The following is a 15,989-nucleotide window of genomic DNA, read 5'->3' as shown; positions in this document are numbered from 1 at the left end:
GCTATGTGTAAATAATTTGTCATTTATTTTGTCCTTTTCGAAAGGAAGAAAATCTATGTTTCTATGTGTTTAAAATTTAGATAACTATTTTTCCGCCACGAATTCATGAATTATTTTAATACTCTATGAAAATATAAATTCGTGAATTCGTGGCGGAAATTTTATTTAGAACAAATTATAAATGTTCGTTAAATTCAGAATAAATGAAAAAATACACTTTCCTTTTTTTACCTTTAGTATTCTTAATCACGAGTTGTTCTGGCTCAAAATCAGTTTCAATGCATAACAAAAATACTTCAAAAACACCTTTCGTTTGGGAAGGGGCAAATGTCTACTTTTTACTTACCGATCGTTTTTATAATGGAAATACAGCCAATGATTTAAACTTCAACCGAACTAAAACACCTGGAAAACTACGCGGTTTTGAAGGCGGAGATATTATCGGAATTACAAAAAAAATCGAATCTGGCTATTTTGAGCGATTAGGAATAAATGCTATTTGGCTTACGCCGATTGTGGAGCAAATTCACGATGGCGTTGACGAAGGAACGGGTTTGAGTTATGGATTTCATGGGTATTGGGCAAGAGACTGGACAGCTTTGGATCCGAACTTCGGAACAAAAGAAGATTTAGCCAATTTAGTTAAAAAAGCACACGAAAAAGGCATCCGAATTATTCTGGATGGTGTTATCAATCATACTGGCCCCGTAACTCCTGAAGATCCTGTTTGGCCTTCGGATTGGGTTAGAACTGGAGTGGTTTGCGATTACAAATCGTTTGAAAACACAACGATGTGTACTTTAGTTGATAACCTTCCGGATGTAAGAACAGAAAGTACTCAGGAAGTGCAACTCCCTCCTTTTTTAACTGAAAAATGGAAAAAAGAAGGCCGTTATGAAAAAGAAATCGCTTCGTTGGATGAATTTTTCAAAAGAACCAATTATCCAAGAACACCAAAATATTACATTATAAAATGGCTGACAGATTATATCGTTGAATTCGGAATTGACGGTTACCGGGCCGATACTGTAAAACACACCAACGAAGATGTTTGGGCCGATTTTAAAAAAGAATGCGATTACGCTTTCGAAGCCTGGAAAAAACATCATCCTTTACAGGTTTTAGATCAAAATCCGTTTTATACGATTGCTGAAGTTTACGGATACGGAATTAGTGGCGGACAGGATTATGATTTTGGAGATAGAAAAGTAAATTATTTCCAAAATGGTTTCAACAGCATGATTAATTTTGAATTCAAATGGAACGCGGCTCAAAACAATTACGAAGGTCTGTTTACAAAATATTCGAATGCTTTAAATAATGAATTAAAGGGATATTCGGTTTTAAACTATATGTCATCACACGACGATGGCCAGCCTTTTGATGCCAACAGAACAAAGGGTATTGAAGCTGGTACCAAATTATTATTGTCTCCGGGTATGTCTCAGGTTTATTATGGCGACGAATCCGGACGATCGCTGGTTGTGGAAGGCACAAACGGTGATGCAACCCTTCGCTCGAACATGAATTGGGATGATATTCTGAACAATCAGGAAACCAAAAATACACTTTTGCATTGGCAGAAATTAGGGCAATTCAGAAAAAATCATCCTGCAATTGGCGCTGGAATTCATCAGCAAATTAGTTCAGAATTTTATGTTTTCTCCAGAACTTTCTCAAAAGGAGCTTTCGAAGATAACGTCATTATTGGTTTGGATTTGCCAAAAGGCAAAAAAGAAATCCCCGTAAATTCTATTTTCGAAAATGGAACAAAATTAAGAGACACTTATTCGGATCAAAACGTCGAAGTTATCGATGGAAAAGTAATTATTGATAGTGATTTCGATGTCGCTTTATTGGAACGCACTTAACCGAAAGGAACGCAAAGTTTTACGCAAAGGTCGCAAAGTTTTTTTCGCCACGAATTCACGAATTTAAATCTTCAAAGATTGTCAAAAAATAATTCGTGACTCGAGCGATAGCGAACAGACGAAGTAATTCGCGGCTATTTAATTTTTATAATTCCTTGCGACCTTTGCGTAAAACTTTGCGACCTTTGCGTTTAAACTCACAACAAATGCTCAAGATTGCACATCGCGGCGCCAAAGGCTACGAACCCGAGAATACTTTAAAAGCTTTTCAGAAAGCATTAGACTTAAATGCTGACGGAATTGAACTCGATGTTCACTTAAGTGCTGATGGACATATAATTGTCATTCACGACGAAACCATCGACAAAATGACCACCGGAAAAGGTTTTGTAAATACCTTATCTTTACCGGAATTAAAATCGTTTTTGATTGCTGAAAAGCATGAAATTCCAACTTTAAAAGAAGTTTTTGACCTTGTAAACAAAAAATGTTTCATCAATATCGAATTAAAAAATGCAGATACTGTAACGAAAGTTATTTCTCTTATTGATGAATATGTTTCAGAAAAAAACTGGAGTTACGCTCATTTTATTATTTCGAGTTTTGATTGGAATGTCTTGCAGGAAGTTCATAATTTAGATTCTAAAATACCTATTGGTGTTTTGACAGAAACAGATCTCGATTTAGCTTTGGCTTTCGCCGAAACAATAAAAGCAAAGGCCATTCATCCTTATTTTCATTTATTGAATCAGGAAAATGTGAAAGAGATGCAGAAAAAAGGTTTTCTGGTTTTGCCTTGGACAGTAAATAGTGAAAAAGATATTCAAAAAATAAAAAGCTATAAAGTAGACGGAATGATCTCTGATTTTCCGGATAAATTATAAAAAAATTAAAGATCCTAAAGATTTAAAATTAGTGCCAATTCGTGAAATTGCTTCGCCTGTTCGCTAGCGCTCGGGTCGTGGCTAACCAAAAAAATATGATTCAAAATTTCGACATCCTAATTGTTGGCGGGGGCGCTGCAGGTTTTTTTTCCGCGATAAATATTGCAGAGAAAAATCCGAAACTGAAAATCGCCATTTTAGAAAGAGGAAAAGAGGTACTATCTAAAGTCCGCGTTTCCGGTGGTGGAAGATGTAACGTAACACACGCCTGTTTTGAACCAAATGAATTGGTCAAATTTTATCCGCGTGGTGAAAAAGAACTTCGCGGTCCTTTTCATCAATTTTGTTCTGGGGATACCATAGAATGGTTCGAAAAACATGGCGTAGAATTAAAAATCGAAGACGACGGAAGAATGTTTCCCGTTTCTAATTCTTCTCAAACCATAATCGATTGTTTCTTAAAAGCAACCGAAAAATTAGGTATCAAAGTTTTGACAGGACAAAGCGTACAATCGATTTACAAAGCAGAAAATCATTGGAAAATTGATACGCAAAACGATAAATTTATTACAGAAAAATTGGTCATGGCCACCGGAAGCAATCCTAAAATCTGGGAAATGCTCCAAGAGAAAGGACACGCTATTGTGAGCGCGGTACCTTCCCTATTTACTTTCAATATCAAAGATCCACGAATTAAAGAATTGCCTGGTGTTGCGGCACAAGTTACCGTAAATGTAAAAGATACCAAACTAGAGTCAACCGGGCCGTTGTTAATCACACATTGGGGAATGAGTGGTCCCGCCATTTTGAAACTTTCGGCTTGGGGAGCACGCATTTTATTCGACAAAAATTATCAGTTTACTATTTTCGTCAATTGGCTGAATGATGTTGATACTGAAGATGCAGAGAAAATCCTAAAAGATTTAAAACAGGAGCATGCTAAAAAAGCCGTTTCAAAAAAATCTCCTTTCGACTTCCCTAATCGTTTATGGGAAAGTTTGGTTTTAGCTTCTGAAATTGAATCGGAAACCAAATGGGCTGATTTATCTAAAATTCAATTACAAAATTTAGCTTCTCAATTGACAAAAGCAAAATTTCAGGTAAACGGAAAAAGCACTTTTAAAGAAGAATTTGTAACAGCCGGCGGAATTGATTTAAAAGAAATCAACTTCAAAACCATGGAAAGCAAATTACATCAAAACCTTTATTTTGCTGGCGAAATTGTAAACATCGACGCCATAACAGGGGGTTTCAACTTCCAGAATGCCTGGACAAGCGGGTTTATTTTGGCAAATAATATTTAATAGAATGAAATACAAAGGAATTATTTTTGATTTAGACGGAACTTTAGTCAATTCATTAGAAGACATCTCAGATGCAATGAACAATGTTCTAACGACTCTAAATTACCCAACACATACTTATGAGGCTTACCAATATTTTATCGGAAGCGGTTTGCGAAATTTGGTAAGCGAAGCTTTGCCTTCTTCAAACAATACAGAAACCGATATTGAAAATTGTTTCAATTGTATCATTAGTGAATATCGTAAAATTTGCACGCTAAAAACAAAACCTTACGCAGGTATTGTTGAATTGCTGGATGATTTAGTTTCAAGAGATATCAAATTAGCAGTTTTTTCAAACAAAGCTGATGAGCTTACCAAAAAAATAGCATCAGAAATATTCCCGGATTATTTTAATACTGCCGTTGGTTTAAGTACTGAAGCGCTTAAAAAACCTAATCCGTTTGAAGCTGTCGAAATAAGCAAAAACTGGAATTTAAAAACAGAAGAAATCATCTTTATAGGCGATTCTGATATTGACATGTTAACAGCAACAAATGCTAATATGTTTCCGCTTGGTGTTTCATGGGGCTATCGCACAGAAGAAGAACTGATCGCTAGCGGTGCAAAATTGGTAATAAATACGCCATCAGAATTAATTGAAATATTGTAAAAGTTCACAGTCTCAGTTTTCAGTCACAGGAGGCGTTATGACTGAAAACTGAGACTGCGACTGAAAACTTAAAAACCCGAATTAACAAGAATTTACAGATTCTGTAAGTTTTCGTTAAGACAATTCTAATAATTTTACTCTCAGCTAAATACCATTAGATGAAAGTAAAATTACTCACTACAATTTCTTTTTTCACTTACCAACTTTCTATTTCTCAAACCGAAAAACTGCTTCACGGAAAAGTTGTTTCCAATAATGATCCGCTTAATAAAGTTGAGGTTATTAATAAAGCAGCTCAAACAAGCACTAGAACCAATGAATTGGGAGAGTTTTCTATTTTAGCAAAAGAGCAGGACAGTTTATTGTTTTTTTCAAAGGATTACTTATTTACAAGATTGAAGCTAACTTTGAAAGATCTGGAAAAAAGCCATCTCATTGTTGAGATGACTCCAAAAGCCGAAGAATTGGAGAATGTTGTAGTTTATAGATCTGCTTTTAATAAAACTGAACTTAAAAAAATTGCCAATAATAGAGAAGAAATAAATAAAATCAAAATTCGCAAGCAATTTGATGATGTTACTACAAAAGTTACTGTTTATGATGGTAAAATTAAAAATGCTATAAATTTTAGTTACCCCATTTTTGACAAACCAAAGAAAAAAATTGAGCCGCATGATGACCGTTTCAAAAAACTAATTATAGCCTCTTGTCCACCTGAGTTTTTTCTTAAAAATTTAAATATTACATCTAAAGAAAAAGAACTTTTTATAAAATTCTGCGATGCCGATGCGAAATCTAAAACACTTTTAGAACATCCGAATGTTTTGGCCTTGATGGATTTTTTATTTGTTAAGAATGAAGAGTTTAAGAAATTGGAAACAGAAATTAAAAACTAAAAATCTATTAGATGAAAGTAAAATTACTTACCACAATTTCTTTTTTCACTTACCAGCTTTCTATTTCACAAACAGAAAAATTGCTTCATGGAAAAGTTCTTTCTCAAAACTCCGCTCTCAAAGGCATTGAGGTTATTAATAAAACAGCTAAAACCAGCACAACTACAAATACTTTAGGAGAGTTCGATATTTTGGTCAAAGTAAATGACAGTTTGATTTTCTTTTCTAAGGATTATTTCTTTTCAAGATTAAAAGTAACATCTCAAAATTTTGAAACTAATAATCTTGTGGTTAATATGATTTTAAAGCCAGAAGAATTAGATGAAGTAGTAATAACAAAAATAAATTTTCCTCACGTAGGCGCTGCTGGCGAAGGTTCAACTGTATTACCGTCTCGCTCTTTGCAAAAATATACAGGAGTTTATGACGGAACTATTACAAATGGTGTAAATTTTATAGCAGTTGGGAGTCTAATTTCTGATTTATTTAAAAAAGAAAAAGAAGTGCCTAAAAAGGAAATAGAAAAGATTGACTTTAAAAAACTTATCCAGACATCAGTTTCGGAAACTTTTTTTTCTGAAGATTTAAAATTAAACGCTGAAGAAAAAGAACTTTTTCTTCAATTTTGTGATGCCGATCCAAAATCTAAAACACTACTGGACCATCCTAATATTTTGGCAACAATGGATTTTTTGACTGCTAAAAATGATGAGTTTAAGAAGTTGAAAGTTGAGATTAAAAACTAAACTATTTCGAAAAATCATTTAGAAGAATATTAATCCCTTAGATTCTTCCATTTCAAATAAAGGATAATTGAAACAATTAATAAAAGTGCAGCTACAATGGATAAAATAACTAATACACTTTCTATTTGACCAACGTAATCAACATCAACACCTTGTTTACTTCGTTTTACCTTTATAATATTTTCGTATAATTTTTGATTTTCTTTTTCAACATATTTATTTTTACTTTGATAGCAATAAATTATTCTCTGATTAACTAATTCATCTTGAAAACCATATTCTTTAGCTAAATTATAAATTCGAATAGCATTTTCATTTTCCCCAATTATCTTAACCGCATTACCAAGTTCAAAAAGCAAGGCAGAAATAATTTTGTCTTTTGGTTTTATAAAACTCATTCGCTCATTAGCTTGGTAATAAATTGACTTAGCCAGCTCTTTCAACGTTTCTTTTGGCAAATCGATTTTTGGAATTACATCTTTGCCAAAACTATTGTTTATTAAAAATTCTCCCAAATGAGCATCGTCGATCTTTTTAATCTTTGCTTGTAATATGTTAAGATGTAACCATTCAGAACCATTATGGGATTCCGGATTTATTTGAATCGATTTTTTTATCCATTCATAAGCTTTTTGATTTTCTCCAATTAACTCATAAAGAGTTCCAATATTGGAAGCTGTTGAATATCGATTAGGCTTAATTTTTTCAATATTCAAATATAATTCTAGTGCTTCGTCGTACTTTTTTTGAACAATTAAAATATATCCTTTATCAGACAAATAATCAATATCATTTGTCTTTCTATATAAGCTGTCAAGTTGTTTTATAATCTGAGGAAATTCCCTACTTAAAAAATGATGTCCGTGTGGAACAAGCCCTCTATAATCTATATAAACATAAGCTCCATTCTTAAGAATCTTAGTTTCACCATTTAAACAGGCAAAAGAATTAAACGAAACAAAAAACAAAACAACTAGAAAAGCCCTGAATTTATTCATAAAAAACGTATTAGTTAAACTTGAAACCTGAAACTAAAAAAACCTTAAACTTGAAACTACTTTTACCTATTCAACCACCAAATACTCGCATTCAAAATCCCTGCAAAACTTACCCAAGCCATATATGGAATCAGTAAATAACCCGCAGTTTTATTGATTTTGGTGAATTTCAAATACGTTTCGTAAATCATAAGCCATAAAAGTGCGATTTCGATTAAAGCCAGCATCGGATTTTTTAATCCGAAGAAAATATACGACCATACCGCATTTAAGATCAATTGGGCCAAAAAGAAACCCAAAGCTTTTTTTACTTCTTCGTTTTGTTCTTTTATTTTATCCCAAACTAAACCGGCTGCAACTCCCATTAAAATAAAAAGTAATGTCCAAACGGGCATAAAAACCCAATTTGGCGGATTAAAACTTGGTTTTAAAATTGTTGGATACCACGTTTCCACCCCTTCCCTGGTAACAGTAGACGAAGAATATCCAACTGCTAAACAAACGATTACAGCGATCGCGATTCGTGTTATTTTGTTCATTTTTATTTCTTTTTTTTATTCAAAAATAACTAAAAAGAAAGTTTAAACCACATAAGTCAGACAAGTCATTTTAGTTTTAGTCCTGCTTACATTTTCTTATATAACTTATATGGTGAAATATTTTAAAAACTATCTTTGCCAAAATTTATATTTCATGTTTACAGCAGCTGATTTTATTCCTAAAAACTATACTTCTACAATCGAAAACGGAAATTTTGGGTGGAGCGCTCCCAGTAATATTGCATTAGTAAAATATTGGGGGAAAAAAGACAATCAAATTCCGGCAAATCCATCGGTGAGTTTTACGTTGAATAATTGTAAAACGATTACTAAATTGGGTTTTGAAAAAAGAGACATTTCTCCCAAAGTCTCGGGATCGCTAAATGTGACAAACGATTCATTTTCATTTGATTTATTATTTGAAGGAAAACCAAAAGAAGATTTCAAACCAAAAATTCAGAAGTTTTTAGAGCGAATTGAAATTTACCTGCCTTTTTTGAAGGATTATCATTTTACGATCGATACTCAAAATACGTTTCCACACAGTTCAGGAATCGCTTCTTCAGCATCTGGAATGGCGGCTTTGGCGATGAATTTTATGAGTTTGGAAAGAGAGCTGAATCCTGAAATGACAGATGACTATTTTTATCAAAAAGCTTCTTTTTTAGCGCGTTTAGGTTCCGGAAGTGCCTGCCGAAGTGTAAAAGGAAATGTTGTGGTTTGGGGAAATCAGGTAAATATTGAGGGAAGTTCGGATTTATTTGGGGTTGAATTTCCGTACACTATTCATGAAAATTTTAAGAATTACCAGGATACTATTTTATTAGTTGACAAAGGCGAAAAACAAGTTTCAAGTACAGTTGGTCACGATTTGATGCACAATCACCCGTATGCCGAAAGACGTTTTGCTCAGGCACATGAAAATCTGGATCAGTTAATTGCCATTTTTGAAAGTGGAAATCTAGGAGAATTTATCAAAGTTGTCGAAAGCGAAGCCTTGACTTTGCATGCGATGATGATGACTTCAATGCCGTATTTTATTTTAATGAAACCAAATACGTTGCAAATCATAAATGCAATTTGGAAATTCAGAAATGAAACCCAGATTCCCGTTTGTTTTACGCTTGATGCCGGTGCAAATGTGCATGTCCTTTATCCCGAAAACGTTAGCGAAAAAGTATTACAATTTATTAAGGGCGAATTAGTTGTATTTTGTCAGAATGGTTACTACATTTGTGATCAAATTGGAGATGGTGCAATGAAGAAATAATTTTCGTATCTTTAATTAAAATTCTAGAATTATGGATATTCAATTAGAAAAACTTGAGGCAATGAATATGTTGAAAGAGACTAATGATCCTTCAATTATTATGGCTGTTGCAAAATTACTAAGAAAAGAGAAAAAAGATTGGTGGGATGATTTGACTGAGGCCCAGAAAGAAGATGTTGCTCAAAGTGAATTAGAATTTGAAAGAGGAGAATTTACATGCTTTGAAGATGTGATGAAAAAATATTAGGTAGTGAATCTTAGAGTAAATATTTCAAAAACAGCTGAGAAAAATTTAGACACTGTTTTAAATTTTATTGAAGCGAGATGGTCTAAAAAAGCAAAAGAAATGTTTATTATTAAATTTGAAAAAGCAATTTCAATAATTAGCATGAATCCTGAAATTTTTCCTAAATCGTCAGTAAATAAAAAATATCGAAAATGTGTTATAACAAAACAATCAAGTCTCTTGTATAGTTTTGGTGCAAATGAAGTTAGAATTCATGCCATTTTCGACACACAACAAGACCCAAATAAAATTAAGAAAGACATAAAATAAACATGAAAGGACCATTATTTTACTCAAAAATATTACTCTTTGGAGAATACGGAATCATTCGTGATTCTAAAGGACTTTCTATCCCTTATAATTTTTACAATGGTGCTTTGAAGAAAATCGAAGATCCTTCGACAGAAGCAATAGCATCAAATGCAAGTTTAAAACGTTTTGTAACTTACCTTGAAACTTTACAAACAGAACAACCGGAATTGGTTGCTTTTGATCTGGCAGCTTTAAAAAATGATGTTGAAACCGGAATGTATTTCGATTCAAGTATTCCACAAGGATATGGCGTTGGAAGCAGTGGCGCTCTTGTTGCTGCAATTTACGATAAATATGCAACTCACAAAATAACAGTTTTAGAGAATTTAACTCGTGAAAAACTGTTACAACTAAAAAATATATTTTCTCAAATGGAGAGTTTTTTCCACGGAAAAAGTTCTGGTTTAGATCCTTTAAACAGTTATTTGAGTATCCCGATTTTAATTAATTCTAAAGATAATATTGAAGCAACCGGAATTCCGACTCAAAGTTTTGACGGAAAAGGCGCTGTATTCTTATTAGACTCAGGAATTGTAGGCGAAACAGCTCCAATGGTTAACATTTTCATGGAAAACTTAAAAGACAAAGGCTTCCGTGCAATGCTTAAAAACCAATTTGTGAAATATACGGATGCTTGTGTAGAAAACTTTTTACATGGCGACATGAAATCTTTGTTTACCAATACTAAAAAACTTTCTAAGGTTGTTCTAAATAACTTCAAACCAATGATTCCGGAGCAATTTCACGGAATCTGGCAAAACGGAATTGACACTAATGATTATTATCTAAAACTTTGCGGTTCTGGAGGCGGTGGTTATATTCTGGGTTTCACTGAAGATTTAGAACGTGCTAAAGCTTCTTTGAAAGACTATAAACTAGAAGTAGTTTATCAGTTTTAAGTTTAAATCTTCAAAAAAGCGCTGATTATTTGAATACATTTTCCTGAAATTTTACTCTAAAAAAGTTATTGAATATGAAAAGTATTTTAAAGATTATGAAAGCAACTTTTTTAGGAGGAATTCTATTTTTAGCACCTTTAATTTTACTGGTTGTTATTTTTGAAAAAGCTTATAACATTGTACAAAAAATAACGCTCCCGCTTGTAAGTCATTTGCCTAGAATTAAATTTTTAGGGTTGGCAGTTCAGGAACTTACCGGCATAATCATCATTATCATTATTTACTTCCTCGCGGGCATACTCGGCAGAACAGCAAAAGCGCAAAAATTGGTTCGAAAATTAGAAGACGGAATATTAAGCTTCATCCCCGGTTATTCGTTCATAAAAAAACAAATGAAAACATAATGGGATTTGAATCTGATCAGGATTTAAAAGTTATTCTGGTACCGACAGATGCTGGTTTGCAATTTGCCTTTTTGATTGAAAAAATAGACGAGGGCAAATTTGCCGTTTTTATTCCGGATGCTCCAAATCCTTGGAGTGGCTCTGTAGTTTTTGTAGAGAAAAAAGACATTACTGAAGTCGGTATTTCTCAAAAAGAAGCTTTGGCCTGTATCCGAAAATTAGGTTATGGCTCAGCTGCATTATTAAAAAATAAATTTTGATGATACTGTTCCCTTCAGTAAAAAATCTTAAATTACACCTCAATCTAAAAACTTCGATCAAAAAATGTTAAGCAGACAGCACAAACTTTTAGTAATGAAAATTGTCAGTTTGTTCTCTGTGGTTAGAGGTTACAACATTCCGATTATTATATTGGCGCAATATTTATCTGCTATTTTTATACTTGCTCCAGAGAAAAGAGCACTGGATATTTTGCTTGATTTTAATTTATTTTTGATTGTTTTTGCATCGGCTATTACAATTGCTTCGGGATATATTATCAATAATTTTTACGACAGCCAGAAAGATTTAATCAATCGCCCCAATAAATCAATGCTGGATCGTTTGGTTAGTCAGAAAACAAAATTATCTGTTTATTTTACTTTGAATTTTCTTGCTGTTTTAATGGCATTCATTGTTTCCTGGCGTGCATTTTTATTCTTTTCGGCTTATATTTTCCTGATTTGGTTTTACTCTCATAAAATTAAGAAATATCCAATTATTGGTAATTTAATGGCAGCTTTCATGGCTGTTATACCATTTTTTGCGATTCTTTTATATTTCTACAACAAGATTTCATTTGAAGAAATTGAAGATCATATGAGTCATTTTATGGTAATTTCGGCACACGCGGTTTTCTTATTTTTATTACTTCTGATTCGGGAAATGATTAAGGATTTAGAAAATTTAAAAGGTGACCTGGCGAACGACTACAGAACGATTCCGATACTTTATAACGAAACGGTTTCTAAACAAATTATTACGGTTTTGACCATTTTGACTGTACTTCCTGTTTATGTTTTGATCAACATTTATGATGTTGGTTATATGGATATTTACTTTTATGTATGCTTTGGCGTATTACTTTTTTTCCTGATCTATTTATGGAAATCGAATTCGAAGGGACAATATTTACTGCTTCATAATGTCTTGAAATTTCTGATTGTATCGGGTGTTTGTTGTATTGTTTTGATTAATCCAAGTGTTTTGTGGCACGGCAAGGCTCTAATTTCTAAATTCTAAATAGATTATTCCACAGAGATAGACGAAGAACTTTGAAAGCTTCGTGTATCTCTGTGTTACCTTTGTGAAACACTACGAAATAACAACAATTCAAATGCTGAAAATACCAATTGTGATGCTCCTAAAACTTCAAAAACCGATAGCTATTAATCTAAGAACAATGAACTTAAGATTATTTAGCAAGAATAAACTATCTTTGCACAAATTACAGAATTTATGAACAATAAGGAAGGCAATAATAAAAGAGGAGGTTCGAGACCAAACAGCTCGAAATCAAACTCTAGCAAGCCAAAACCTCCTATGGCGAAGCGTGCGCAAGGGCCAAAAAAAGTGAAACCGGCTGTTAAAGCTGCCGAAGAAGAAAAAGCAGAAAAAATTAAAAAACAAAATCAGGCTCCGAAAAGACAGAAAGCTGCAGACGAGATTCGCTTGAACAAATACATCTCTAATTCAGGTGCTTGCTCGCGTCGTGATGCCGATATATACATTCAGTCTGGAAACGTTAAAGTAAATGGCGTTCCGGTTACTGAAATGGGTTATTTAGTAAAATTAGACGATGTCGTAAATTTTGACGGCGTTACTCTAACTCCTGAAAAGAAAGAATACATCTTACTGAACAAACCTAAAAACTTTACCACTGCACTTGACGAAGGTCAGGAATACCGTAATGTTTTAGAATTGGTTCGTGGTTCTACCACGGCAAAAATTGCTCCGATTGGAAGAATGGACAAAAACACAACTGGTTTATTGTTGTTCACCAACGATACAGATATGATTCGTAAATTTACTTTACCGAGTCAGAAATCGTCTAAAATTTATCAGGTTTCACTAGACAAAAACTTAAAATTTGAGGATTTAGAAAAAATCAGCAAAGGTTTGGTTCTTGATGGACACCGCGTATTTGTTGAAGAAGTTAGTTATATTGATAATGAACCAAAGAGCGAAATTGGCCTTAAATTACGTTCATCGAATGTAAAAGTAGTTCGCGCTATTTTCGAAAACTTCGATTATGATGTTTTACGTATAGATCGTGTTTCATTTGCCGGTTTAACCAAAAAGAATTTACCAAGAGGTAATTGGCGCTTTTTGACTGAGCAAGAAATTATAAATTTGAAAAACGTTTAAGAAACGATTCAAATTCAAGAAAATAAATCCTGTTTTACTTTTGTAAGATGGGATTTTTTTATTTAGAAACTAAAAAAGTTATGTCCAAAAAGGGTAAAAATAGATCTTCCCATGGTTTGATTTTTGTCTTCAACTACTTCATGACATGAAAATCCTAAGATAATTTTGATTCCGGGTTGAATACTGTTTAAAATTTCTCTTTTTTGTTCTTCAAGAAGTAATTTTAAACTGTCTAGTAATTGCATGTTGTTCTTAAGGTAAGAAACTACTAGTAATGCTGAGAAGTTAAGTATTTCTCTTGCGGTTTCACTTTTGATTCCGACTTCGTTTGAAATCATTTCAGAAATTCTTCCCTTTTTTTCAGTAAAGATTCCTTTCAATAAAGCATTTCCTTCTAAACGATAACAGTCGTCAACTGATAATATTCTGCCTGATGTAAAATCGACTTCCTGGTAAAAGGTGGAATCGTCTGCAATTAATGTGGTAAGTTCTTTGTAGAAACCCGACTCCTCGGCCCTATTATACAATCCCATTAAAACGGTTCCGATCGAGACATCGATCCCTTTTATTAAAAGTGCATCATTTTCAAAATAAAACTTGTTCAATTTTGAAACAACATTAGAAGAAATAAAACGTCTAAGTTCAATTTGTAGGTTAGGAGTCATAATTTAATCATTTAAAAATTATTTAAATTAATTCAAAATAATCGATAAAAGGGGCTTTTTTATCGTTTATCAGGATAAAAATATAAAATATTTTAACATTTCCAAAGATTAAGTTAAAAATTTAATGGTGAATTTAACATTTATTTTATACAAAAACTTCGTACCATCAATAAACATAACCCTTTAGTTATCAAAATAAAAAGAAAATATTTTTAAAAAAAGTATGAACTTTACCTCAAAGTTTCTAAAAAATAGGAAAAAGCTTAGGGCAATGTTACATAATTAAAACAATAAGTTTCGATATTCCCATGTTATATGTATAAAAATACCTAGAAAAATAATACAAAACATAAAATTAATAAAACTAGAAGCCAGAAAACCAAGCAAAGATCCGGTCGCGGCTTTTAATGCTCTTTTGTGGTTTTTAGAATCGTAAATAAGTTCTCCAATAAGTGCCCCAACAAATGGTCCGATAATAACGCCAAATGGAATTGGAGACAGAATCCCCACAATTAAACCAATGTTGGTTCCCCAGATTCCGTACGAACTACCGCCAAATTTTTTGGTTCCTTTTGCGGGAATTATGTAATCAAGAACTGTGATTACAATAGTTATTAAAAGCGTTATTCCCAGAACCCAATAATTATTTTCTACCGCCTTTGTTAAGTACAGCAATAGCAATCCAACCCAACAACTCGATAAACCAGGTAAAACGGGCATAAAACTTCCAAAAATCCCAATAATAATGCATACAAAACCAAGCGTGAACAGTAGTAAATCCATATATTTTTTTGTAAATTTGTCTTATAAGCCGTCAGAAAAATTAGACAATGCCAAGACTTTTAAAATTATCTTTTATTTGTTTTTTGATCTTCCCGATCAATGCTATTATGTATGCACAAGTTAAAAAACTATCTGTCGGTGACCAATTACTTCAGGACAGTATTTATAAAAGTAATAAGAAAAAAGTATTAAATTTTTCGATGAAGGAATTTGATGCACTTTTCTTCGAATATTTTAATCGAAAAAATGACCCAGGTATCACTTTAACGAAAACTGAGTTTTACAGCTATACCGTTCAGATCGCTACTTTTTCAGATCGTTTGGCGCATTTATATCCCGATCAAAAGGAAATTGCGGCGACAAACAAAGAAAAATGGCTCTCAGAAAGCTACGAAGAATATTTGCAATACAAAGCATCTCAAAAAAAATAATCGTATTTTTATAATCTAATTCGTTTACAATCAATCTTAAAGTCTTGAAGCAGTTTCCTATTTTTTTAGTTTTTATCATTTTCGGTTCTTGTCAATATTTTGACAAGCAGGTTCCATCTGAAAAAGAATTACTTCAAAAAGAATTAAAAGCGATCAACTGGAAAGAAGTTGACGAATATCCATCAGTTGCCGAATGCGAAAAAATAGCCGACAAAAAACTGCGCCAACAATGCTTTTTTGAGGTTATGGGACAACTTATTGAGGCAAAACTGGACATTGATACTTTGTCAATCCTATATCCGGAATTGGACACTATTGAAGTTAAAGTAACCGTTTTCCCAAATGCAACGATGAAATTTGAACCTCAGTTTCCTAAAGATTCTGTTGCTTACGATACTATCAAAATTGACAGTATTCTGCACGCCCGTTTAGTTGATTTCCCGAAAGTAAATCCAGCCATCAAGCGCGGAATTCCGGTAAAAACACAGTTTATTCTGCCTGTTATTATTAAAGAAAAAGATAAAAAATAGTTTTCACCATATAAGTCTATATAAGATCATTTAATTATTATTTTTAGAAGCTATTCCTGCTATCCGCTTGTATCTTTTCCTTGCTAAAGAAGCAAGAAAAAGGATACCGCTCC

The 15,989-nt window shown here is 32.9% G+C and carries 20 protein-coding genes; 16 read left to right on the top strand and 4 right to left on the bottom strand.

The annotated features are described in order from the left end of the window. The first annotated feature begins 203 nt into the window (after nt 1-203). The 6 genes from ASC72_RS09185 (at nt 204) to ASC72_RS09160 (ending at nt 6,353) form a co-directional block, all read left to right on the top strand. Nucleotides 204-1,871 carry an alpha-amylase family glycosyl hydrolase gene (locus ASC72_RS09185; RefSeq protein WP_056190047.1) on the top strand — a complete coding sequence of 556 codons (1,668 nt, stop codon included), beginning with the start codon at nt 204-206 and terminating at the stop codon, nt 1,869-1,871. Nucleotides 1,872-2,077: 206 nt separating this feature from the next. Beyond that, a complete protein-coding gene (locus ASC72_RS09180) occupies nt 2,078-2,755 on the top strand; it encodes a glycerophosphodiester phosphodiesterase family protein (protein WP_056190045.1) in 678 nt (225 codons plus the stop codon). Between the two features lie 95 nt (nt 2,756-2,850). Further along, a complete protein-coding gene (locus tag ASC72_RS09175) occupies nt 2,851-4,059 on the top strand; it encodes an NAD(P)/FAD-dependent oxidoreductase (RefSeq protein ID WP_056190042.1) in 1,209 nt (402 codons plus the stop codon). A 4-nt stretch (nt 4,060-4,063) separates the two neighbouring features. Next, nucleotides 4,064-4,711 carry an HAD family hydrolase gene (locus ASC72_RS09170; RefSeq protein WP_056190040.1) on the top strand — a complete coding sequence of 216 codons (648 nt, stop codon included), beginning with the start codon at nt 4,064-4,066 and terminating at the stop codon, nt 4,709-4,711. 158 nt (nt 4,712-4,869) lie between these two features. After that, entirely contained in the window at nt 4,870-5,607 is a 738-nt protein-coding gene (locus ASC72_RS09165) for a hypothetical protein (RefSeq protein WP_056190037.1), read from the top strand. A gap of 11 nt (nt 5,608-5,618) precedes the next feature. After that, the gene (locus tag ASC72_RS09160) at nt 5,619-6,353 is read left to right on the top strand and encodes a hypothetical protein (protein ID WP_056190035.1); all 735 of its coding nucleotides are present in this window, start codon (nt 5,619-5,621) and stop codon (nt 6,351-6,353) included. Between the two features lie 29 nt (nt 6,354-6,382). Here ASC72_RS09160 and ASC72_RS09155 read toward each other — a convergent pair whose 3' ends face one another. Beyond that, nucleotides 6,383-7,351, bottom strand: a complete 969-nt coding sequence (locus ASC72_RS09155; RefSeq protein ID WP_056190033.1) for a hypothetical protein — start codon at nt 7,349-7,351, stop codon at nt 6,383-6,385. Nucleotides 7,352-7,413: 62 nt separating this feature from the next. Next, nucleotides 7,414-7,890, bottom strand: coding sequence for a TspO/MBR family protein (locus tag ASC72_RS09150; protein ID WP_056190032.1), 477 nt, complete (start codon nt 7,888-7,890; stop codon nt 7,414-7,416). 154 nt (nt 7,891-8,044) lie between these two features. Between ASC72_RS09150 and ASC72_RS09145 the strand changes: the two genes are divergently transcribed. From ASC72_RS09145 to ASC72_RS09115, 8 genes are all read left to right on the top strand, one after another. Next, nucleotides 8,045-9,160, top strand: a complete 1,116-nt coding sequence (locus ASC72_RS09145) for a diphosphomevalonate/mevalonate 3,5-bisphosphate decarboxylase family protein (protein ID WP_056190029.1) — start codon at nt 8,045-8,047, stop codon at nt 9,158-9,160. A 31-nt stretch (nt 9,161-9,191) separates the two neighbouring features. Next, on the top strand, nt 9,192-9,407 hold the full coding sequence (locus ASC72_RS09140) for a hypothetical protein (protein WP_056190027.1): 216 nt from the start codon (nt 9,192-9,194) through the stop codon (nt 9,405-9,407). A gap of 3 nt (nt 9,408-9,410) precedes the next feature. Further along, nucleotides 9,411-9,716, top strand: a complete 306-nt coding sequence (locus ASC72_RS09135) for a type II toxin-antitoxin system RelE/ParE family toxin (RefSeq protein WP_056190025.1) — start codon at nt 9,411-9,413, stop codon at nt 9,714-9,716. A 2-nt stretch (nt 9,717-9,718) separates the two neighbouring features. Further along, complete coding sequence (locus ASC72_RS09130; RefSeq protein WP_056190023.1) at nt 9,719-10,657, top strand: mevalonate kinase; 939 nt, start codon at nt 9,719-9,721, stop codon at nt 10,655-10,657. A 74-nt stretch (nt 10,658-10,731) separates the two neighbouring features. After that, entirely contained in the window at nt 10,732-11,061 is a 330-nt protein-coding gene (locus tag ASC72_RS24505) for a hypothetical protein (protein ID WP_241775668.1), read from the top strand. Further along, nucleotides 11,061-11,321, top strand: a complete 261-nt coding sequence (locus ASC72_RS24500) for a hypothetical protein (protein WP_241775666.1) — start codon at nt 11,061-11,063, stop codon at nt 11,319-11,321. The genes ASC72_RS24505 and ASC72_RS24500 overlap by 1 nt, the downstream gene beginning before the upstream one ends. A gap of 64 nt (nt 11,322-11,385) precedes the next feature. Beyond that, nucleotides 11,386-12,342 (top strand): geranylgeranylglycerol-phosphate geranylgeranyltransferase, encoded by a 957-nt coding sequence (locus ASC72_RS09120; protein ID WP_056190021.1) that lies wholly within the window; start codon nt 11,386-11,388, stop codon nt 12,340-12,342. Nucleotides 12,343-12,558: 216 nt separating this feature from the next. Then, the gene (locus tag ASC72_RS09115) at nt 12,559-13,467 is read left to right on the top strand and encodes a pseudouridine synthase (RefSeq protein ID WP_056190019.1); all 909 of its coding nucleotides are present in this window, start codon (nt 12,559-12,561) and stop codon (nt 13,465-13,467) included. A gap of 62 nt (nt 13,468-13,529) precedes the next feature. Here ASC72_RS09115 and ASC72_RS09110 read toward each other — a convergent pair whose 3' ends face one another. Then, entirely contained in the window at nt 13,530-14,132 is a 603-nt protein-coding gene (locus ASC72_RS09110) for a DUF937 domain-containing protein (RefSeq protein WP_056190015.1), read from the bottom strand. Nucleotides 14,133-14,414: 282 nt separating this feature from the next. Beyond that, nucleotides 14,415-14,915, bottom strand: a complete 501-nt coding sequence (locus ASC72_RS09105) for a DUF456 domain-containing protein (RefSeq protein ID WP_056190013.1) — start codon at nt 14,913-14,915, stop codon at nt 14,415-14,417. Between the two features lie 47 nt (nt 14,916-14,962). On the opposite strand from ASC72_RS09105, the gene ASC72_RS09100 reads away from it, so the two are divergent. Further along, the gene (locus tag ASC72_RS09100; RefSeq protein WP_056190011.1) at nt 14,963-15,346 is read left to right on the top strand and encodes a hypothetical protein; all 384 of its coding nucleotides are present in this window, start codon (nt 14,963-14,965) and stop codon (nt 15,344-15,346) included. Nucleotides 15,347-15,390: 44 nt separating this feature from the next. Further along, nucleotides 15,391-15,876 carry a hypothetical protein gene (locus ASC72_RS09095; RefSeq protein ID WP_056190009.1) on the top strand — a complete coding sequence of 162 codons (486 nt, stop codon included), beginning with the start codon at nt 15,391-15,393 and terminating at the stop codon, nt 15,874-15,876. The last annotated feature ends 113 nt before the right edge of the window (nt 15,877-15,989 follow it).

The sequence above is a fragment of the Flavobacterium sp. Root420 genome (genome assembly GCF_001427905.1).
Taxonomy (GTDB): Bacteria; Bacteroidota; Bacteroidia; order Flavobacteriales; family Flavobacteriaceae; genus Flavobacterium.
Note: the sequence above shows the minus strand (reverse complement) of the source record. Positions and strands in the feature narration are given on the sequence as shown.